The sequence below is a fragment of the Citrobacter sp. RHBSTW-00017 genome (assembly GCF_013797615.1).
GTDB classification, from domain to species: Bacteria; Pseudomonadota; Gammaproteobacteria; order Enterobacterales; family Enterobacteriaceae; genus Citrobacter; species Citrobacter braakii.
Genome location: NZ_CP056899.1, coordinates 267783 through 288896 on the forward strand (window position 1 = coordinate 267783; position 21114 = coordinate 288896).

Here is a 21114-nt window from a genome sequence, read left to right on the forward strand (position 1 = left end):
AACGGAGTCATCCTGTACTTGTACTACAGTCTGGATGCCTTCCTTCCCATGGACATGATGATGCAACCTGGAATTTGACCCAACATGGGATGTTTTTGGACATTTTTTAGTCATAGCGTACACCATACTCAGTAGGTTACCGATATAACGAGTATGCGGCACTTTTGTGTGCATCACAATTAACAGAAGTGTTGCAACTATGTGATAGAAGGTTCTATAGCATAACTACTTGTCCTTACGGGCAAACTTTATTGTTTAATTGTAGGCTTACGGGCAAACTTTATTGTCATTTCACACCTGCCTGACCGTGGTGCCCGACAACCTGGGCTGTCGGGCGTTATCATTAGTTCAGACCAAGAAAATACTGGGCGATTTTAAAGTAGATAATCAACCCAGTACCGTCGATAAGCGTAGCGATAAACGGGGCGGAAACCACGGCGGGATCAATGCCGATACGCTTGAGCACCATGGGGATCACTGATGACACCACGGCGCTCCACAACGTAATGCAAACCAGAGTCAGGCTGACGATTAGCGTGATTTCCACTCCGATACCCATCATCCACGCGCGCAAGCAGCCTGCCAGACCCAGCGTCAGGGCAATCAGCAGCGAAGTTGAAACTTCTTTGCGGATCACCCGACCCATATCGCGCAGCCGCACTTCTCCCAGCGCCATTGAACGTACCAGCGTTGAGGTGATCTGCGTACCGCTGTTGCCGCCAGTACCAATTAATAGTGGAATAAAAAAGGCCAGTGCAATAGCAGATTCCAGCGCCTCTTCAAAATGTTGAAGAACGCTGCTGGTATAGGCTTCTGCGACAAAAAGTAGCAGGAGCCAGACAGAACGTTTTTTCCACAATGTCCACGGGCTAATCTCCAGGTAGGGTTTTTCCAGCGGCAACGTTGCCCCCTGAAGCTGAACATCTTCGGTAACATCATCTTCCTGTAGATGAGCGATCTCTTTTTCCATCAGACAACCGACCAGCTCACCTTTCTCAACGACAGCCACCAGATCGAGTTCGCGTTCGGTTAACTTGGCAACGACCTGTGCCCGTTCATCATCAGGCTTTACATGAAACAAACAACTGTCCGTAAGATGGTTGATGTTCAGCGATGTATCTTTTTCCTGCAATAAGCGCTTGATGGATAACACCCCGCGCAGCGCTTTTCCAGCTACAACAAAGACCTGGCCTGGAATATCATCCGTTGTGAGCTGGGAGACAAAGTATTCACGAGCGCCGTTCACGCTGAGATGATCCGGCAGGGTAATAAAATCGGTGCGCATATATTGCGCGATAGCATCGCCATTGAAATCCGGCATAGGATGATGGGCGGCGCAGAGTGGCATAGATGACATGGTGTAATTCCCTATAAAAATCTCTCATAGGGGCGAACAAGACAGGGTTAGCGCAGGCGGATCCCTACGTCCTGGTTTTAGCACTGAACAACGTATCTGCCCGATGGTGAAATCGTCAGAAGTTACCTTGGCAACACCTTGATTCGATGGATGCCTGTATTTCCCTGAGTGGCCTCTCTCGATACCAGCAGGGCGGTAACTTGTATTTGTACAGGAGCCTCGCCATAACGAGATCGGTAAATGAGCCACTATTATAGCGATGTCTAATTATTGATTATGTTTATAGTTGTGAATGTTTATCAATCGTTGATATACGAAATATTCCCTGTGCCAGAGCGCGATAGGGCTGAAGTGGAAACTACAACCGAATAGACATATTGAATCCAGGTGTTAGTATTCAATAGACAGCAGTTATGAGTATGCGTGTTTCATTTCCGGCCAGGAACGCTGATGATGACAACATTACTACCCGATTTCACAGCATTTTCGTCATTCACTTCCTGCGCGGCGCAGGTTGCCTTAGCGCCTGTCCGCTCTCTGGCCATGGTTTCTTATTCCTTCTCATCCCGGATGGAATCTCCCGCTGAATAGCTATTCAGCGGGCTTTGTGACACGCATCGTTTGATAACAGGGATTACGGCGGGTCGAATATGGATAAGTTTAAGCGTCATGTGATGTGGTGGGGGGCGGGCACCCTGGTCGTGGTGGCTGCGATAGCATGGTGGATGCTCCGTCCTGCCGGAATACCGGAGGGGTTCGCAGCCAGCAACGGCAGAATTGAAGCCACCGAAGTGGATATTGCTACCAAGATTGCCGGGCGAATTGACACAATCCTTGTGTCGGAAGGGCAGTTCGTTCGTCAGGGCGAGGTGTTGGCGAAAATGGATACTCGCGTGCTGCAGGAGCAGCGGCTGGAAGCGATCGCGCAAATCAAAGAGGCCGAAAGCGCGGTGGCGGCGGCGCGAGCGCTGCTGGAACAGCGGCAAAGTGAAATGCGCGCCGCGCAGTCGGTAGTAAAACAGCGCGAGGCGGAGCTGCAGTCGGTTTCTAAACGCCACGTGCGTTCCCGTTCGCTATCCCAGCGTGGGGCCGTGTCTGAGCAACAACTGGATGACGATCGGGCCGCGGCAGAAAGCGCACGTGCGGCGCTGGAATCCGCAAAGGCGCAGGTCTCAGCGGCAAAAGCCGCAATTGAAGCCGCTCGCACCAGCATCATTCAGGCGCAAACCCGCGTAGAAGCCGCGCAGGCCACCGAACGTCGTATTGCGGCTGATATTGATGACAGTGAGCTGAAAGCCCCGCGCGATGGTCGCGTGCAGTACCGCGTTGCTGAGCCGGGTGAGGTGCTTTCTGCGGGTGGGCGCGTCCTGAATATGGTCGATCTCAGCGATGTCTACATGACGTTCTTCTTGCCTACCGAACAGGCTGGCTTACTGAAGATTGGCGGCGAAGCGCGCCTGGTGCTGGATGCCGCACCGGATCTGCGTGTTCCGGCGACCATCAGCTTTGTGGCAAGCGTCGCGCAGTTCACACCGAAAACGGTCGAAACCAGCGATGAGCGGCTGAAGCTGATGTTCCGCGTTAAAGCGCGTATCCCGCCAGAGCTGTTGCAGCAGCATCTCGAGTACGTGAAAACCGGTCTGCCGGGCATGGCGTGGGTGCGTATCGATGAGAATCGAGCCTGGCCTGACGACCTGATGGTGAGGTTGCCGCAATGACGCATCTGGCGCTGGTTCCCGTTCCTCCCGTGGCGCACCTTGACGGCGTGAGTCAGCATTACGGGAAAACGGTAGCGCTGAACAATATCACGCTGGATATCCCCGCCCGCTGTATGGTGGGGCTGATTGGCCCGGATGGCGTCGGAAAATCGAGCCTGCTGTCGCTCATCTCCGGCGCGCGTGTCATTGAACACGGTAACGTGATGGTGCTGGGCGGCGATATGCGCGACCCTAAACATCGCCGGGATGTCTGCCCGCGCATTGCCTGGATGCCGCAGGGGCTGGGGAAAAACCTGTACCACACGCTGTCGGTGTATGAGAACGTCGATTTCTTTGCCCGGCTGTTTGGCCATGACAAAGCGGAGCGTGAAGCGCGGATTACCGAGCTGCTGAACAGCACCGGACTGGCGCCGTTTCGCGATCGTCCGGCCGGGAAACTCTCGGGTGGGATGAAGCAAAAGCTGGGGCTGTGCTGCGCGTTAATCCATGACCCGGAACTGTTAATTCTCGATGAACCTACCACCGGGGTCGACCCGCTGTCCCGCGCCCAGTTCTGGGATCTGATTAACAGCATTCGCCAGCGGCAGACCAACATGAGCGTGCTGGTTGCGACCGCCTACATGGAAGAAGCCGAGCGCTTTGACTGGCTGGTGGCGATGAACGCCGGGGAGGTGCTGGCCACCGGGAGCGCGCAGCAGCTACGCGAAAAAACCAACTCCGACACGCTGGAGCAGGCGTTTATCGCGCTGTTACCCGAAGCCCAGCGTCAGGCGCATAAGCCAGTGGTGATCCCGCCGTATCACGCTGAGCAGGAAGAGATTGCCATCGAGGCGAAAGATCTGACCATGCGCTTCGGCAAGTTCGTGGCCGTTGACCACGTTAACTTTCGTATTCCGCGCGGGGAAATCTTCGGTTTTCTCGGCTCCAACGGCTGCGGTAAATCCACTACCATGAAAATGCTCACCGGGCTGCTACCCGCAAGTGAAGGTGAGGCGTGGCTGTTTGGGCAAGCGGTTGACCCGAAGAATATCGATACCCGTCGCCGGGTAGGCTATATGTCGCAGGCGTTTTCGCTCTACAGCGAGCTGACCGTACGGCAAAACCTCGAGCTACACGCGCGGTTGTTCCATATCCCCGAAGCAGAAATCCCGGGGCGGGTACAAGAGATGAGTGAGCGCTTTTCGCTGACCGATGTCGAAGACGCGTTGCCTGGCGCGCTGCCGTTGGGGATCCGTCAACGCCTGTCGCTGGCGGTGGCGGTGATCCATCGCCCGGAGATGCTCATTCTCGATGAACCAACCTCCGGGGTCGATCCGGTGGCGAGAGACATGTTCTGGCAACTGATGGTCGATCTGTCGCGTCAGGATAAAGTGACCATTTTTATCTCCACCCATTTTATGAACGAAGCGGAGCGCTGCGACCGCATGTCGCTGATGCACGCCGGAAAAGTCCTGGCCAGCGGTACGCCGCAGGAGCTGGTGAAACAGCGTGGTGCCGCCAGTCTGGAAGAAGCGTTTATCTCGTGGTTACAGGAAGCGGCTGGTCCGGCGCCGGAGGCTCAGTTACCGCCAGCCAATGTCCCGGCAGTGCATGAAAACAGTCAGCCGCCGCACCAGGGATTTAGCCTGCGGCGCTTGTTCAGCTACAGCCGCCGCGAGGCGCTGGAGCTGCGACGTGACCCGGTACGTTCAACGCTGGCGCTGATGGGCACGGTGATCCTGATGCTGATCATGGGCTACGGCATCAGCATGGATGTGGAAAACCTGCGTTTTTCGGTGCTCGATCGTGATCAGACAGTCAGCAGCCAGGCGTGGACGCTGAATCTGGCGGGATCGCGCTATTTTATCGAGCAGCCACCGCTTACCAGTTATGACGAGCTGGACAAACGGATGCGCTCGGGCGAAGTCGCGGTAGCCATAGAGATCCCGCCAAATTTTGGCCGCGATATCGCGCGTGGAACGCCGGTGAAGATTGGCGTCTGGGTCGATGGCGCAATGCCGAGCCGTGCGGAAACGGTCAGAGGCTACGTGCAGGCGATGCACCAGACCTGGCTGCAGGATGTGATGGCGCGTCAGCCAAATACCAGCGGGCAAAACGGACTGATGACCATTGAAACTCGCTATCGTTACAACCCGGATGTGAAAAGCCTGCCAGCGATTGTTCCGGCGGTGATCCCGCTGCTGTTGATGATGATCCCCTCCATGCTCAGCGCTCTGAGCGTGGTGCGTGAGAAAGAGCTGGGGTCGATAATCAACCTGTACGTGACGCCCACTACCCGCAGCGAGTTTTTACTCGGCAAACAGTTGCCTTACATCGTGCTGGGCATGCTGAACTTCCTGCTGCTGTGCGCGCTGTCGGTGTTTGTATTCGGCGTCCCGCATAAGGGGAGTTTTGTGACCCTGACGCTGGCCGCGCTGCTGTACGTCACCATTGCCACCGGGCTGGGATTGTTAATTTCCACGTTTATGAAAAGTCAGATCGCCGCCATTTTTGGTACGGCGATTATTACGCTGATCCCGGCGACGCAGTTTTCCGGGATGATCGACCCGGTCGCCTCGCTGGAAGGGCCGGGACGGTGGATTGGCGAAATTTACCCGACCAGCCATTTTCTGACCATCGCGCGCGGGACGTTCTCTAAAGCGCTGGATCTGACCGATCTCTGGCCGCTGTTTATTCCGCTGGCGGTAGCCATTCCAGTGGTCATTGGTCTGAGCGTATTACTGCTGAAAAAACAGGAGGGGTGATGCGCCGATTACGGAATATTTATAACCTCGGCATCAAAGAGTTACGCAGCCTGCTGGGTGACAAAGCGATGCTGACGCTGATCGTCTTCGCCTTCACGGTCTCGGTTTACTCTTCTGCGACCGTTCTGCCAGGGTCGCTGCACCTGGCGCCGATTGCCATTGCCGATATGGACCAGTCGCAGTTGTCGAATCGCATTGTGAACAGTTTTTATCGTCCGTGGTTTTTACCGCCGGAGATGATTACTGCCGATGAGATGGATGCCGGGCTGGATGCCGGGCGCTATACCTTCGCCGTGAACATTCCGCCTGATTTTCAGCGCGATGTACTGGCCGGGCGGCAGCCGGATATTCAGGTTAACGTCGATGCCACGCGGATGAGCCAGGCCTTTACCGGCAACAGCTATATCCAGAATATCATCAGTGGCGAGGTGAACAGCTTTGTGTCGCGTTACCGCGATAACAGCGAGCTGCCGGTGGCGCTGGAAATGCGTATGCGCTTTAACCCTAATCTGGAACCCGCCCGCTTTGGCGCAGTGATGGCGATTATCAACAACATCACCATGCTGGCGATTGTGCTTACCGGGTCGGCGCTGATTCGCGAGCGTGAACATGGGACCATTGAGCACCTGCTGGTGATGCCGGTGACGCCGTTTGAAATCATGATGGCAAAAATCTGGTCGATGGGGCTGGTGGTGCTGGTGGTTTCCGGTCTGTCGTTGATGCTGATGGTAAAAGGTGTGCTTGGCGTACCGATTGAAGGCTCGATACCGCTGTTTATGCTGGGAGTGGCGCTGAGCCTGTTCGCCACCACGTCAATCGGCATTTTTATGGGCACGCTGGCGCGCTCCATGCCACAACTGGGGTTGCTGATGATTTTGGTACTGCTGCCGTTACAGATGCTCTCCGGCGGCTCTACACCGCGTGAAAGCATGCCGCAGGCGGTGCAGGACATTATGCTGACGATGCCGACTACCCATTTTGTTAGCCTTGCGCAGGCGATTCTTTACCGCGGCGCAGGATTTAATATTGTCTGGCCGCAGTTCCTGACGCTGCTGGCGATTGGCAGTACGTTCTTCGTGATAGCGCTGCTGCGTTTCAGAAAGACGATTGGCACGATGGCGTAAATATTATTGCCGGGTGGCGGCTGCGCCTTATCCGGCCTACAAACGGGAATGAATGTAGGCCGGGCAACAAAACAAGCAATTACTCTTCTTTCGGCAGGCACTGCAGATGACCGTGGCGCACGCCGCGCTGGGAAATCACGTCATCGGCAAAATGCTGCACATCGCCCATGTCACCTTTTAGCACAGCGATTTCCAGACAGTCGTCATGGTTGATGTGCACGTGTAGTGTGGCGACTGATAAATCGTGGTGGTGATGTTGGGTGGAAACAATACGGCTCGCCAGGTCACGCTTCTCATGCTCATAAACATACGAGAGCACTGCGAATCCCTGAGTGCCGTGCTCCTGGGTGGTTTCCTGCGCCAGTGCGCCGCGCAGAATATCGCGGATCGCTTCGGAACGGTTGTTATAGCCACGGCGCTGGCTCAGGCTGTCGAGCGTTTCCAGTAAATCGTCATCGAGGGTAATGGTGACTCGTTGCATCTGCAATTAACCTTTCATGTGGCGCGTGGGCGCACAGGGAGTAAGGGGAATAGCGTATTTTGTAACACACGTCCGGCATCCGGGGAAAAGGTTAATGCTCTCGCAATAAACGCAGCAGGGTTGTTACCTGTTCATCCAGCGGCGCGAGCGTGTCTTTGACGATCAGATGCAGCGGGGTGGCACGGCGAGCGCCATGGCTTAACGGCAGCAGTCGTAATAGCCCCTGCTCAAGCTGCTGCTGAATTCGCTCCTCAGGCAACCAGCTGTAACCGACCTGATACATCACCGCCTCAATCGCGGCATCAATGGTCGAGAAGGTCCAGGCATCGCGCACCGCTTGCTGCGGGGTGTCGCGATCGGCAATGCGAATCAGCGGCCACGCGCGTAACGCGTCTTCATCCAGCGGCGCATCCAGCATGCAGAGCGGGTGATCGCGGTGGGCAACGGCCACGAAGTCAATATTCATCAGCCATTCGCCGCGTCCGGTGATATCCTGGCGTCGGGTCAGGACCATCACGTCCGCATCGGCATGCGCCGCCAGTCGATCGTCAGCATTCTCCAGCACTTCGGTCAAACGTACCTGCGTCTGCGGCCACGCCAGCTGAAACTGCTTGAGGATCGCGAACAGGCGTTTGCGTGGGAAGATGCTATCTACCATGAAATCCAGCCGCGTTCGCGTGCCGTTTTGCAACGTTGCTGCCCGGGTTTCCACCCATAAAAAGGCCTTCAGTAACGGTTTGACCTGGCCCAACAGTAGCTCTCCCGCAGGGGTTAATACCGCCCTGCGACCTTCCGGCGTCAGCAGCGTCACGCCAAGCCGCTCCTGCAGTAGCGCCAGATTGTAGCTCACCGAAGACTGGCTACGGTTGGTCTCTTCCGCAGCTTTAGCAAAGCTGCCCAGCTCCACGACTTTCTCCAGTAAGGCCCATTGCTCCAGCGTTGTCTTGTGCATAACTCATCTAAAAATTGAATGAATATGATGTAAACATAGCGTTATTCATCCAATTTTTGAAGCGGTAAGATCCTCGCATCAAGTAAGAGGAGAACGAATATGAGCACTTTTGATAAACATGATTTGAGCGGCTTTGTCGGCAAACATCTGGTCTATACCTACGATAATGGCTGGAATTACGAGATCTACGTGAAAAACGACACCACTCTGGATTACCGTATTCACAGCGGCATTGTGGGGAATCGTTGGGTGAAGGATCAGCGGGCGTACATTGTGCGGGTTGGCGAGAGTGTTTATAAAATTTCATGGACCGAACCGACCGGGACCGACGTCAGCCTGATCGTGAATCTGGGCGACAAACTCTTTCACGGCACCATCTTTTTCCCACGCTGGGTGATTAACAATCCGCAAAAAACGGTCTGTTTCCAGAATGACCATATTCCGCTGATGATGTCATATCGCGATGCGGGGCCGGCATATCCAACTGAGGTGATTGACGAGTTTGCGACCATCACCTTCGTGCGTGACTGTGGGGCGAATAATGACAGCGTTATTGCCTGTGCGGCCAGTGAATTGCCGGAAAACTTCCCGGAAAATTTACGCTAAGGCTTCCAGACGCTGCACGGCGTCGGCGGTCAGGGTAAACGGCGTGGGGGTACACACCGCCAGGCTCAGGGTATCGAGCTGGCACTGGCTGACTGAGAGTGAGGAGGTTAGCGCGGTGCTGTCGACACTGACAATTTGCCAGGCGCTGCCGCCACGCTGTTTCACGATAGCTTCTTTACGCGTCCAGATGCGCCAGAACGCCGCCAGCTGTTGCTCCGGGCGTTCGGCCTCAACTTCGGCATGTTCCCTGAGACTGAACACCGTATTTGCCAGCGTCTGCCAGTTATCGCGCGGGCGAACGACTTCAATATCACAGCCGACTTCCCCTTCGTCGCTGAGCAGCAGGGCAATATCATCACCGCTGTGGCTGAGATTGAACCACAGCGGTGTGTCGGCGGAAAAGGTCGGTTTTCCTTGCTCGCTGTAGACGATGTCCGGTAATGGCGAAAGAGTATGGGAAAGCAGCACGCGACCTGCCAGCCAGCGCGCACGACGAGCGCCTTGCGGGGCCTGCTCACGCAGTGCGGCAGGCAGTGCGCCAGCGCTTAAAACAGAAACTTTCCCAAGAACGATCCGGTACATATCAGGGCCAACGTTTAATGATGATAGAAGTATTTATGCCGCCAAACGCAAAGTTATTGCTCTGCAAAAATTCGCAATCAATCTTGCGGGCTTTACCCATAATGTAATCCAGCGCTCCACAATTAGCATCTGGCTGACTCAAATTTAGCGTAGGCGCAAACCAGCCTTCTCGCATCATTTGCAGACTCATCCAGGCCTCTAGTGCGCCACAAGCGCCAAGGGTATGTCCAAAATAGCTTTTAAGCGAGGATAGCGGCACATTATCACCATAAATTGCAGCGGTTGCCTGACTTTCTGCAATATCACCGCGATCGGTTGCGGTACCGTGCGCTGAAATATATCCGATATCGCGGGCGCTAATACCGGCCATATTCAGCGATTTTTCCATGCAAATCTGCATTGTTTCGCGCTGTGGCTGGGTGATATGGGCAGCATCGCAGTTAGTGGCAAAGCTAACGATTTCACCATAAATCGTTGCTCCGCGCGCTTTAGCGTGTTCCAGCTCTTCCAGCACCAGCGTGCCTGCGCCTTCTCCGATGACCAGACCATCGCGATTTTCATCGAACGGGGAGGGGGTGGTTTTCGGCTCGTCGTTGCGCTGGCTGGTAGCGAACAGTGTATCAAACACGGCGGCTTCGGAAGGACACAGTTCTTCTGCACCGCCGGCGACCATCACTGTTTGATAACCGTGCCGAATGGCTTCCCATGCGTAACCAATTGCCTGGCTACCGGATGTGCAGGCGCTGGATGTCGGAATGACTCGCCCCCGCAGCCCAAAAAATAATCCAGTGTTAACGGCAGTGGTGTGCGGCATCATTTGCACGTAGGTCGTGCCGGTGATGTTATTAGTATGCTTCTCGGTCAGCATGGTCGCGAACTCGCTCACTGGACCGGTACTACCGGTTGATGAACCATAAGCGATCCCGGTTTCACCGTTAGTCAGTACCCGATCGCCAATCAGCCCGGCCTGCTCAAGCGCCAGCTCTGTTGCGCGGGTGGACATCAGCGATACGCGACCCATGGCGCGAATTCGCTTGCGGGTATAGTGTTCCGGTAGAGTGAAGTCGTCGATCGGCGCACCCAGCAGTGTGTGCAGTCCGTCATAAACCTGCCACTCCGGCATTTTGCGTACCGCATTTTCATATGCCAATAACCTGGCGGAGACAGCCTGCCAGTTTTCCCCAAAGGCGGTGACGCCGCCCATGCCTGTAATCACGACACGACGTGTCATAACATCCCTCCATTGATGGAAATCACCTGGCGAGTTACATAGCCCGCCACATCCGACATTAAATAACTGGCAAGCCCGGCCACTTCTTCAGCCTGACCTATCCGTTTCATGGGGATCATCGACATCGCCTCTTTCAATGCGGCTTCTTCCATCTCGATCATCCCGGTATCAATGAGTCCCGGTGCAATGCAGTTTACGGTAATTTTGCGTTTTGCCAGTTCGATGGCCAGCGCTTTAGTGGCACCAATAATTCCGGCTTTTGCCGCACTGTAATTGACCTGACCGCGGTTGCCCATCACGCCCGAAACCGAAGACAGTGTGATGATACGGCCCCCCTTGCGTGCACTGATCATCGGCATAATGCACGGATGAATGACGTTGTAAAAGCTGTCGAGGTTGGTATGGATCACCGCATCCCAGTCGTTATCACTGAGCGCAGGGAAAGCGGCATCACGAGTGACCCCTGCGTTGCTAACAATGCCGTACCATGCGCCGTTTGCCTCAATATCTTGCAACAGTATTTCACGGCACTGCTCGCGATTGGCAACATCAAATGTCAACAGGCGCCCTGCGCCGCCAGCGGCGAGGATAGCATCCAGCGTTTCTTGTGCTCCTTGCACATCGCGATGATAGTGTACGCCGACCACAAAACCGTCCGCGGCCAGTTGTCTGGCGATGGCGCGACCGATACCTTTGCTGGCACCCGTAACTAAAACTGAACGGCTCATGTGGACGCTCCTTGTTGAAATAGCGTGTTAATTTCTTCTGATGTCGGCTGGAAGGTGTTGACGCGACCGGTCGCCAACGTCTCGTTGTCTGCCTGGATGGCACATTCAAAGCTACCGAATCGTGCATCCTGCATCAGCAATTTGACATGGATGCTCAGCTTCTTCCCGGCAGGCAGAACACCTGTGGCACAGACTAAGTCACGTGCGCCCAGTACCATGCCTAACGTAATACTCGCCTGACCTTGTTGCTGGCGGTGCCAGCCAGACCAGACGCCAATGGTCTGCGCCATCAGTTCCAGTGCGAACCAGCCAGGTAGATTGCCATCGGGGTCGAGGAAAGGGGCCAGTACGCTGTTTGCTGATACCGTCACGTGGCAGATGGCGGTTTCGTCCGCCACACTGACGACCTCTTCAAGGAGCAGCATCGGCGCATCATGCGGCAAATAGCCGCCCGGTGATAAATAGTGGCTCATGAGATTCTCCCGAGCAGGATGCTGGCATTATTACCGCCGAAGGCAAACGAATTAGACAAGATAACCGGGCGAGTCAGCGACTGCGGCTGTTCAATGATGCCGCAGGCTGGCAATGTTTCATCGCGTGGTGACTGGCTAAAATCCTGCGGTGGTAGCGGCAGGTCGCGTTGCAGAATCAGTATACTGATCGCTGCTTCGGTGATCCCCGCGGCACCCAGTGTGTGCCCGGTCAGGTGTTTGGTTGAACTGCACGGGACCGTTTCGCCAAATAGCGCGCTCACGACGTTGGACTCAATCTGATCGTTTAGCGGTGTGGCGGTACCGTGCAGATTGATATAGCCCACGTGTTCCGGCGTCATTCCTGCGTCGTTAAGCGCCTGGCCGATGGCGCGAATGGCACCTTCCCCCTGTGGATGGGGAGCCGAAATATGGTACGCGTCGCTGGATTCGCCGACGCCAAGGAGCGCGATAGGCTGTGGCTCGCGGGTTAATACCATCAAGGCGGCGCCTTCGCCAATGGTGATCCCACAACGGTCACGGCCAAACGGCTGACACAACGTTGGGGAGAGTGATTCCAGACTGTGGAATCCGTTGATTGGCATTCGGCTTAGCGTATCCGCACCACCGACAATGGCGATATCGACCAGACCAGATTCGATCAAACGACGTCCGCTCATGATAGCCCTTGCACTGGACGAGCAGGCGGTTGAGAGCGTAAAGGCCGGGCCATCCAGCGCCAGCCAGTGGCTAAGAAAACGCGACGGATCGCCCAGTTCCTGTTGCGGATAGCGCCAGTCAGTGCTCTCTTTGCCGTTGAGCATCAAATCAACGTGAACGTCACCCTCATCCAGGCCGGAGGTGCTGGTGCCGAGAACAACAGCAATACGATCGCGACCAAATCGGGCGATAGCGTCGTCCACCTGCGGCTGGATTTGCATCAGTGCTGCCAGCAATAGCTGGTTGTTGCGCGAACGATGAGCGCTAAAGTGCTGAGGAATAGCGGGTAACTCACCGTCAACGCCTGCTAACACGGCGGATGGGTGTCCTTGCAGCCAGCCCGTGCGCGGGCGCATTCCCGGCGCTATGCCACGAGTGAGGTTGGCTGCGATTTCATCAGTGTTATTGCCCAACGCGTTAATCATGCCAACGGCAGAAATGTAGATCATCTCAGTCACCCAGATATTGAATGGTGATGTGGTATTTAAAAACGTGCTGCTCAATGCTGATCGGTTCGCGTTTTCCTCTTCGATTCAGATACGTGATTTCCGTGACCACTTTGCCGCGTGCATTGCGCAGCTCACGCTTATCACCCGTATCGACGATCGTCCAGCCTGTGGGTAATTGCGGTTGCCAGGTGCTAATCGGCCAATGGCTAAGCATCACGTCAGCCAGCACCTGGCTGGCTGGCGGCAATTGTGGAACGATGATCGATTGCTCGGTGTGCAGTCCTTTTTCATCGTAAGTCACGAGGAACAGGCGAATGCCGACTGATGACAGCCCGGCAAGTGTGATTTTCTTGTCATCAGCATTGAGCATGACCAACAGTGACTGAGTTTTGCCGTTAAAACTACCGGTTAGTAGTTGTTGCGAATTCACCGCGGGAGAAATCCCCGGAGCAGGTAGCGTTACACGAATACCCGGCTCTAACCAGGCTTGCGGGCGGCCTTTCTGTTCCGGCTGTGAGTGGCTGCAACCTGCCAGCAGCAACGTGGCGACGAGCAGGCCCCGTCGGATGGCGCTGCGCTTATCCGGTCTACAAATGGTGTGCTGACGTAGATCGGATAAGGCAATGCCGCCATTCTGCAAAAGCCCACTCAACCAACGAAATATCGGTTTACTCATCGTTTTTTCTTCTCTCTTTTCGTTGGCATCGCCAGCGGTGACAGCAAAAATGCGGTGAAAATACCGCTTACTAGCACAATGCCAAAACTGCTGATTGCCTGAGTGGCACTAAAGACCAGCATGCCGAGCGTCAGGAGCGTGGTCATCATCGCCAGCGTGATAGCCAGCAGCGACGTCAGTGGCGTACCGCGTGGATTACTGAAAAACAGCGTGTAGTTAATGCCAATTCCCAGTACCAGCACCAGTGCCAGCAGCGAGAACAAGTTGAGCGCATGACCGCTCAGGGCCAGTACTGCCAGACCACAACCTAAAGACAGCACTGAGGGCACCAGGCTAATTAAGCCCTTACGCCAGCCAAGCCGAATGATGGCGCCACAGGCAATCACCGCCAGCGCAATGCACAGCAGGCCGGTCAGAATATGGCGATAAAGGGCAAACAGGTTGTCAAAGCTGCTCTTGCGATCCACCCACGCCACGCCGGAATATTTCACGCTGAGCGTATTTAAAGCATCACTTTGTTTCACCCCTTCAACGGGAACCAATACGCTGCTTTCGCCATCAGCCAGAGACAGCCATAGCAAGCGCCAGCCTTCACTGGCTGGGCTGGCAAGCCAGGCATCGACGGTTACAGGCATGGCGCTAAGATCGGGGTTCACCGTTGCCAGCCCGGCGTTGTTTAGGGCTTTCGTGATGGCGGGAGAAGCATCTTTTAGCAGAGAGAGATCCTGGTGTTGCCGGGCGAGTGAATTGAGCGGAATAGTGCGATATCCGCTGAGTAATCCGTCTTTTTTTGCCTGTTCCAGCGCGGGGGTAAAGGTTTCCAGCCGCTCCAGCGTTTGCTGAGCGGATTTGCCGTACACCACAAACCACTTCTGGTCGACGCTTTGCCCGGTCAGGGCGGTAATCGCTTTTTCCTGAGCGAGAATTTCCTGCGGCAACGCCTGTAACTGGGAGATATCATCATCTACGCGCAGCGTCGCTATTCCTGCCAGCGAGAACAACGCCAGTGCCAGCGGCAGGCCAACGGAGAGTTTTTTATTGCGTCGCCATGCAGCAAGCCAGCGTAGCATGAGTACCATTGCCGGCACCGGGCGTACCGGCAACCGACGACACAACCACGGGTGCCAGAAAATGACCGTCAGGCAGGAGGCGCTCAGACCTACCGCCGCGAATACCGCCATCTGGCGAATACCGGGGAAGGGGGCCAGCATCATAATCAGATAAGCCGCTACGGTGGTGAATAGCGCCAGGAGCAGGGCATTGCGCACTTTGGCAAGGCTTTGCCATGGCGATGTTTCCGCACCGTGCACCATTCGTTCGGTCAAATAGTAGAGCGTATAGTCGGCGGAAATACCGATGATGCTCATGCTCATCACCAGCGTCATCAGATGGAGCTCGCCAAAAATCAGCAGCGTGACGACGGTCCCCGCCAGCGCACCAATGCCAATCGAAATCAGGCACAGCAGCAGCGGACGCAGCGAACGAAATACAGCCACGATGAGCAGGATCACCCCGAGCACAGTGGCTATGCCGAGAGTAGAGATATCTTTTTTCGCCTGCTGGCTGGCGTAATCGCTATAGAACAGCGTCCCGCGAGACAGCAGTTGAGCCTGTGGATAGTGGGCTTTGAGCTCACCTTCCAGCGTATTCAACGTGGTGACCAATTGGTGCGTCTGTTGCATATCAAACGATGAACCGGTCAGTTCGCCATGTAACAGATACCAATAGTTGCCTTGCTCATCCTGGGTGACCAGCCAGCCGTCCATCAGGCGCAGACGCTGCCCAGTTTTGGCCATGGCCAGCTGCGAGCCACGCATCAGCATGAAGGGATCGTTTTGTAGCTCTTTGCCACTGACGCCGGAGAATGCGGAGTAAAGTTGGGACAGGATCCACTGGCCCTGCGCTTCGCCGCCGTTTTGCAGCCGGGCGCGGGTCTCGTTATCTATCAGGCCGTTACGATGTTGCCAGAAGAATGCCCCCCAGGCCTGCTGGCTGTCGGCATCCATTGGACCTTTTACCTGGGCTAGCGCGTGCGATTTTTGCAGTAAAGCCAGCCAGTCCCGGGCTATCGCTGGGTCCGGTTGCTCACCGGGACTCACCAGCCAGACCACCTGACGGTCAAGGCGCTGCATAAATCCCTCGTTCAGACCCGGAGGTATAGCGCCCAGCGTCTGCTTTGGCAACATGGCCAGCACGCTGCTGTTAAGGCGGGCCTGAGGTAGCAGCGTCAGAAAGATGCCCAGCAGAAGCAGGCAGATGACTCCCCATAACAGCGCGGGACGTTTACTGGGCGGCAAAGCGTTGGCGTTCGTCATCGGTCAGTTGCGCTGGCGTTAGTTGGTGTTGGGAAAGCGCGATATCGGTGCGATCGCCCTGTTTATCATTGAGCTGAATGCTCTCCAGGTAGGTCTTTCCTGCTAAATCAATCGTCGCAAAAATCTTATCCAGCGGTGTGGTGATTGGCGTCAGGCGTAGCGTCCAGCGACCTTCTCCTAAGTCTGCGAACTCCACGCGGAAGTTTTGTTCCAGCACTTTACGATCCGCCTGGAATAACGCCCGCAGCAGATGATTAAACTGGAACATTTGCGGGTTATTCTCAGCGGTAACGGTCTGCGGTGGTTGACCGTTAATTGCCTGAACCATCCGTTTGTCATCCAGCAGCAGCTGCATCGGGAACGGGGACGTTTGATCCCACAGCAACCCCTTGTCGCGGGCGATCAACATCTTGCCCTGAGATCGCAGCGGTTGTGGTAGATCCTTTATCGTCCGGGTTTGATCGAAGTGGGCGCGAACCACCGGTTGTTCGGTAAAACGCTGTTGTAGGGAGTCGAGCGTCAGGGCACTGACGAAAGGGCTGACGAGCAGCACGAGCAATGGCCATAATTTCATGGTGTCACTCCCATCCGTTCAAACAGAATATTCGGGCTGACAAAGCACAGTTCACGGCTTTTTTCGTCGACGGCGACCTGGATGGTGTAGCCTGTTGTAGCACGTTTACCTGTTTCGGCATCAAAAATTTCGTAGCCGATTCGCAGGCGATTTTCGTACTCTTTAATTTGGGCGCGTACACGGATACGCTGCTCGAAAGTCAGCGCATTGCGATACTTCACCCGAGTGTCGACCACGGGCCACAGATAGCCAGATTCTTTCATCTGCCGATAGCCATAATCGAATTGGTTCAGCAGTGCCTCACGGGCAATCTCGAAGTAACGGAAGTAGTTACCATGCCACGCTACGCCCATCATATCGACGTCGTGAAACGGAATAGTTAGCTCGACTTCAGCCGTAAAACGGGGATCGTTAAGCACCCTTTACTCCTTGTCATTGGTGTCCGGCAGTTGCCAGAAATCGAAAAAGTTAAACCAGTCGAGGGGCGACTGAAGCGCATAGTGCTCAAGGCGTTCGGCGTAGCGATCGACAGTATTCTGTAATGCCTGTTGTCGTGTGGCGCGCGGTAAGAGCAGCGGGTCGGCAAACGGTTCGCAGTAGATGTGGAGTTTCTCCTGCTGGCGCAGGGCAAAAATCAGATCTACAGGGCAGCGTAAAATAGACGCAAGAATAAACGGGCCCTGAGGGAATGGCGCGTTTTGCCCCATAAAGCGGCTCCAGCACACACGCCACTCGCCGCCGCGTTGGGGATTGACTGCGATGCGATCGCCTACGATGGCTACCCATTCACCGCGCTCCAGTTTCTCTTTGAGCAGAATGGCAGTATCTGGACCAATACTGTTCACCGGGAGCAGATTTAATCCAGCCTGCGGCGCCATCTCTTGCATGATCTGTTTAAAGCGTTGGGCGTTATCGCTAAATACCAGCGCATTGATTGTTTTACTGCCCTGTAGCTGGGCCAGTGCCCGACAGGCTTCGACATCGCCAAGATGTGAAGCCAGCAGCAGTTTTCCCCGAGGATCGCTGACATTTAGCGTTTTTTCTGCGCCTGGTGCAAAAATCACATCGCGACCGAAGTGCAGTTCACCGCGCCAACTGGCAATCTTATCCAGCATCGCGCCGCCAAAACGCAGGAAATGCTGATAACTGGTCAGGTTTGGCGGTACTGGCATCCGGCGTGTGATCAGTTGCGCTCTTACGCGGCTAATCCAGCGTTGAGAGGCTTTTCGGGCAGTTGAAGCGCTGAGCCAGTATACGCCGACGACCGGATACAGCAGCAGGGAGAAGGCTTTGCGGCCCAGTACACGCCAGACCAGCAGCATCAGACGCATTCCCCACAACCCTTTGACTTCCTGCTGCTGCGCCCAGTGTGTCGATGAACGACGACACAGCAGGGAGGGGATGCGCGGCAACATGCCAAAGAACAGGCGAGTGTGCATCAATGAAATGTGCAGATTGTCTTTAAGCGCGTCGAAATGGGATAGCCCGTCCTGCGGATAGGTGACTCGCGTGGGGATAAAATAGCTGGTGTTGCCTTGCCAGTAGAGGCGCACCATCACTTCAGTATCAAAATCCATCCGTTTGCCGAGCGTTACGCGCTGTGCCAGTTGCAGCGTGGGAGCCACCGGATACACCCGGAAGCCGCACATACTGTCTTTGAGCTGCAACGAGAGCGTTTCTATCCACACCCAGATATGGGTTACCCAACGACCGTACAGGCGCGAGCGAGGAACCGAATCATCGTAAATCGGTTGTCCGGAAATCAGTGCTGTCGGATGTTCTTTTGCCAATGCAAGCAGCCTGGGAATATCTTCAATGGCATGTTGCCCGTCGGCATCGACCTGCACTGCATGACTGAACCCGGCATCTGCTGCCGTCTGCATTCCGCGAATAACCGCCGCGCCTTTGCCTGCGTTGATGGGCAGGCGAATTAACGTCAAATTGCTGTATTCTGCCGCCAGGCGTGCCAGTTCATCTCGTGTAGTCTCGTCGCTGCCATCGTCCACCACAATGCAGGGGAGATTGAACGGCCGAAGACGAACCAACACGTCCGACATCATCGCGCCGTGGTTGTAGCAGGGGATCAACACGCATGGGGAAAAGGTCAGCGGCATAACCGAATCTTCCCGCTGCTGGCGGTATGGCGCACGTCACCGTCGTGGCGCTGGTAGCTAAAAGTGAGCATCTGACGCGCTTCCTGCCAGCTCAGACTCAGGGTGACGGTGGCCTCTGGCAATAGTGGTGACTGGAACTTCACGTTTTGAATACTGTGAAAACGCCAGCCAGGGACCAGCAGCGTGGTGGCGTAATCCATCGCCCAGTTTAGCTGTGCAACGCCCGGCAGCAGTGGCTGTACGCTAAAATGCCCGCTGAACCAAAACAGAGAAGGGTCGAGTTGTAAAACAATCTCAGCCTGATGAGGCAGTGCCTGATGGCGCTCGATTTCATGGGGTTTCATGAAATAACTCCTGTAATTGCGCATAGACACGCTTGTTCATACTGTTGACCGGAATCTCATCAATCACCCGCCAGTAGCGGGGAACAGCGACCGGCTCCAGCCAGGGCAGCAGCGAACGTCGCCAGGTCAGTTCTTGCGGTTTACCACCGCACTCAAGCCAGCGTTGCCGGGCTTCGTCATCCAGTACCAGCAGGACACCAACGCCCTGACGTCCTCCGCGTGAGACGGGCAATGCTGCGACTTCACGGATACCGTCCAGTGCCAGTAAACGTTGCTCCACTTCGCTGAGTGAAATGCGTTTCTCTTCAATCTTGACCACCCGCCCGCGCCTGCCCATCAGGCGGAACTGTCCGTTTTCGATAAACTGAAGAATATCATCGAGTAACAGGCCATCATCAGCTGCAATTAGTGGTGAAAACACACGAAACGCGTCGTCTTCTGACTGGAATCTGACTCCGGGAAAAGGCAGCCATGTCACATCATCCTGATGGCGATAGCGCCACGCGAGGATTCCGGTTTCAGTGCTGCCGTAGATCTCATCGGGCCAGACATTCAGCCAGTCAGCAGCCTGCTTGACGTCCTGCCAGGACAGCATGCCGCCCGCGGAAAGAATCAACTCGATTGGCGGCGGTGTCAGGTGGTGGTCGAGGCGTTTCAGAAACGCCGGACTGCTGATAAACGCATACCGATGATCAGGGCTCAGTGCCGCCAGTTGTTCGGCATACCAAAGCATCGCCGCATGCAGCGGGAGGCCTAAAGCCATCGGCAAGAAGATACGAAACGTCAGACCATACAGGTGTTGCGGTACCACTGACGCGACGACCCGGCAACCTGCCAGACGATCAGCAAAACGCGTAGCGAGCAATGCTGCTTCGCTATCCAGACGAGCAATCGGTTTGATTACGCGTTTCGGCTGGCCGGTCGAACCGGAAGTGAATAGCTCCACAAAGGCGTCACTGCGTATTATCGGGAACGTGATGTCGTGGGCCACAGATGTCATGGCAGAGCTGACCACTCGCAGCGTTCCCTGCCAGTCCAGCGCTTTATCGCTCAGTACGCCATCAAACAGCAAGTGCTGCTCGTTTAACAACGAAACGCGACAATGTCCCGGGATCACCGGTGTTTTGCCAGCATGGAGCGTTGCCAGCAACGCGACGATGAATAAATAGCTGTTCTCGAAGCATAATGCCCAGCGTTCACCTTCCTGCTGCTGCAGTTGCGTTATCAACTGGGCCACATCATGGCGCAGATGGCCAAGCGTCCACGTATGATCTTCTTGCCACGCAACAGGAATGTCGTCCGGTCGTGGGGCACAGAGCCATTGAGCAAGTGTGAGGGGCTGCTTCATTGGGTATCTCGCTTTATCACCAGTTGGCGAACTAACCACTCGCCTACCATCAATGTCCCCATTAGCAGATAGGAAACCATACCGTTCCAGGTCGTCCACAGGGTCATATCGCCATTCAATGCAGTAAAGAGCGCAACGCTGCCATTGATGATGAAAAAGGCGCACCAGATTAGTGTCACAAGGTACGTGTAGCGCACGCCTGCTTCGGGCAGATTTGGTTCGCGCAGCCGCGCCAGACGTTCAACGATGGGCATCGCTGACCACAGAGAACCACCAAAAACCGACAGCATGACGGCGTTTACCACTACGGGATAAAACAGCAGCAGCTGGTGCGTTTTGAGCAGATAACTGGCAATGCATAAGGTGATACCCGCGATCACCACTACCTGTGTCACGACGCGCAACGGTCCCGCCTGTCGCCGGACCTGGCGAAAGCGTAAAAAAAGGAGTAGCGCCATTAACGGCAGCAACCAGTGCAGACTGTTATGCGCCAGGCCAAACCAGATCAAAAACGGCCAGGCCAACAACAGTAGACCTGTCAGCAGTTGTACGACTGGCAGGGAGCGAGTGCCTGACACGGT

At 55.4% G+C, this 21114-nt stretch carries 20 protein-coding genes, 1 pseudogene and 1 riboswitch; of the genes and pseudogenes, 4 read left to right on the forward strand and 17 right to left on the reverse strand.

Annotated elements, in window-relative coordinates; all coding sequences use genetic code 11:
* Positions 1-343: 343 nt before the first annotated feature.
* Positions 344-1357: a magnesium transporter gene (locus tag HV037_RS01205; RefSeq protein ID WP_103283351.1), complete on the reverse strand. Its 1014-nt coding sequence runs from the start codon at positions 1355-1357 to the stop codon at positions 344-346.
* 55 nt (positions 1358-1412) lie between these two features.
* A riboswitch (M-box (ykoK) riboswitch) is annotated at positions 1413-1596 on the reverse strand.
* A gap of 411 nt (positions 1597-2007) precedes the next feature.
* On the opposite strand from HV037_RS01205, the gene HV037_RS01210 reads away from it, so the two are divergent.
* From HV037_RS01210 to HV037_RS01220, 3 genes are read left to right on the forward strand one after another with little or no spacing between them, the layout of a single operon-like run.
* The gene (locus HV037_RS01210) at positions 2008-3075 is read left to right on the forward strand and encodes an HlyD family efflux transporter periplasmic adaptor subunit (RefSeq protein ID WP_046274495.1); all 1068 of its coding nucleotides are present in this window, start codon (positions 2008-2010) and stop codon (positions 3073-3075) included.
* Entirely contained in the window at positions 3072-5819 is a 2748-nt protein-coding gene (gene rbbA / locus HV037_RS01215) for a ribosome-associated ATPase/putative transporter RbbA (RefSeq protein WP_103283352.1), read from the forward strand. The genes HV037_RS01210 and rbbA overlap by 4 nt, the downstream gene beginning before the upstream one ends.
* Complete coding sequence (locus HV037_RS01220; RefSeq protein ID WP_016157684.1) at positions 5819-6943, forward strand: ABC transporter permease; 1125 nt, start codon at positions 5819-5821, stop codon at positions 6941-6943. Before rbbA ends, HV037_RS01220 begins: the two co-directional genes overlap by 1 nt.
* Before the next feature lie 79 nt (positions 6944-7022).
* Here HV037_RS01220 and nikR read toward each other — a convergent pair whose 3' ends face one another.
* The 3 genes and pseudogenes from nikR to HV037_RS01230 form a co-directional block, all read right to left on the reverse strand.
* Positions 7023-7424: a nickel-responsive transcriptional regulator NikR gene (nikR, locus tag HV037_RS01225; RefSeq protein ID WP_005121550.1), complete on the reverse strand. Its 402-nt coding sequence runs from the start codon at positions 7422-7424 to the stop codon at positions 7023-7025.
* Between the two features lie 14 nt (positions 7425-7438).
* Positions 7439-7519: pseudogene (nikE, locus tag HV037_RS24480) on the reverse strand (nickel import ATP-binding protein NikE); the annotation flags it as partial.
* The gene (locus HV037_RS01230) at positions 7516-8376 is read right to left on the reverse strand and encodes a LysR family transcriptional regulator (protein ID WP_103283353.1); all 861 of its coding nucleotides are present in this window, start codon (positions 8374-8376) and stop codon (positions 7516-7518) included. The pseudogene nikE and the gene HV037_RS01230, both read right to left, overlap by 4 nt.
* A gap of 99 nt (positions 8377-8475) precedes the next feature.
* Here HV037_RS01230 and HV037_RS01235 point away from each other — a divergent pair, with 99 nt between their 5' ends.
* Positions 8476-8982, forward strand: coding sequence for a phenolic acid decarboxylase (locus HV037_RS01235; protein ID WP_016157682.1), 507 nt, complete (start codon positions 8476-8478; stop codon positions 8980-8982).
* Here the strand turns inward: HV037_RS01235 and acpT are convergent.
* The 13 genes from acpT to HV037_RS01300 are packed head-to-tail and all read right to left on the reverse strand — an operon-like array spanning position 8974 to position 21111.
* Complete coding sequence (gene acpT / locus HV037_RS01240; RefSeq protein WP_103283354.1) at positions 8974-9564, reverse strand: 4'-phosphopantetheinyl transferase AcpT; 591 nt, start codon at positions 9562-9564, stop codon at positions 8974-8976. The two genes, HV037_RS01235 and acpT, sit on opposite strands and share 9 nt — an antisense overlap.
* 1 nt (position 9565) lies before the next feature.
* Positions 9566-10795, reverse strand: a complete 1230-nt coding sequence (locus HV037_RS01245; protein WP_047415909.1) for a beta-ketoacyl-ACP synthase — start codon at positions 10793-10795, stop codon at positions 9566-9568.
* Positions 10792-11523, reverse strand: coding sequence for a 3-ketoacyl-ACP reductase FabG2 (locus tag HV037_RS01250; RefSeq protein ID WP_103283355.1), 732 nt, complete (start codon positions 11521-11523; stop codon positions 10792-10794). Before HV037_RS01250 ends, HV037_RS01245 begins: the two co-directional genes overlap by 4 nt.
* The gene (locus tag HV037_RS01255) at positions 11520-11996 is read right to left on the reverse strand and encodes a 3-hydroxy-fatty acyl-ACP dehydratase (protein ID WP_103283356.1); all 477 of its coding nucleotides are present in this window, start codon (positions 11994-11996) and stop codon (positions 11520-11522) included. Before HV037_RS01255 ends, HV037_RS01250 begins: the two co-directional genes overlap by 4 nt.
* Positions 11993-13162, reverse strand: coding sequence for a beta-ketoacyl-[acyl-carrier-protein] synthase family protein (locus HV037_RS01260; RefSeq protein ID WP_103283357.1), 1170 nt, complete (start codon positions 13160-13162; stop codon positions 11993-11995). The genes HV037_RS01255 and HV037_RS01260 overlap by 4 nt, the downstream gene beginning before the upstream one ends.
* A 1-nt stretch (position 13163) precedes the next feature.
* A complete protein-coding gene (locus HV037_RS01265) occupies positions 13164-13838 on the reverse strand; it encodes a DUF3261 domain-containing protein (RefSeq protein WP_233896672.1) in 675 nt (224 codons plus the stop codon).
* Positions 13835-16153, reverse strand: coding sequence for an MMPL family transporter (locus HV037_RS01270; RefSeq protein ID WP_103283358.1), 2319 nt, complete (start codon positions 16151-16153; stop codon positions 13835-13837). The genes HV037_RS01265 and HV037_RS01270 overlap by 4 nt, the downstream gene beginning before the upstream one ends.
* Positions 16122-16727, reverse strand: coding sequence for an outer membrane lipoprotein carrier protein LolA (locus HV037_RS01275; protein WP_019078114.1), 606 nt, complete (start codon positions 16725-16727; stop codon positions 16122-16124). Before HV037_RS01275 ends, HV037_RS01270 begins: the two co-directional genes overlap by 32 nt.
* Entirely contained in the window at positions 16724-17146 is a 423-nt protein-coding gene (locus HV037_RS01280) for a thioesterase family protein (protein ID WP_046274504.1), read from the reverse strand. Before HV037_RS01280 ends, HV037_RS01275 begins: the two co-directional genes overlap by 4 nt.
* Before the next feature lie 3 nt (positions 17147-17149).
* The gene (locus HV037_RS01285) at positions 17150-18841 is read right to left on the reverse strand and encodes a glycosyltransferase (RefSeq protein WP_181500167.1); all 1692 of its coding nucleotides are present in this window, start codon (positions 18839-18841) and stop codon (positions 17150-17152) included.
* Positions 18832-19185, reverse strand: coding sequence for a hypothetical protein (locus tag HV037_RS01290; RefSeq protein ID WP_016157672.1), 354 nt, complete (start codon positions 19183-19185; stop codon positions 18832-18834). The genes HV037_RS01285 and HV037_RS01290 overlap by 10 nt, the downstream gene beginning before the upstream one ends.
* A complete protein-coding gene (locus tag HV037_RS01295) occupies positions 19172-20533 on the reverse strand; it encodes an AMP-binding protein (RefSeq protein WP_016154857.1) in 1362 nt (453 codons plus the stop codon). The genes HV037_RS01290 and HV037_RS01295 overlap by 14 nt, the downstream gene beginning before the upstream one ends.
* Positions 20530-21111: a hypothetical protein gene (locus tag HV037_RS01300; RefSeq protein WP_016154856.1), complete on the reverse strand. Its 582-nt coding sequence runs from the start codon at positions 21109-21111 to the stop codon at positions 20530-20532. The genes HV037_RS01295 and HV037_RS01300 overlap by 4 nt, the downstream gene beginning before the upstream one ends.
* Between the last annotated feature and the right edge of the window lie 3 nt (positions 21112-21114).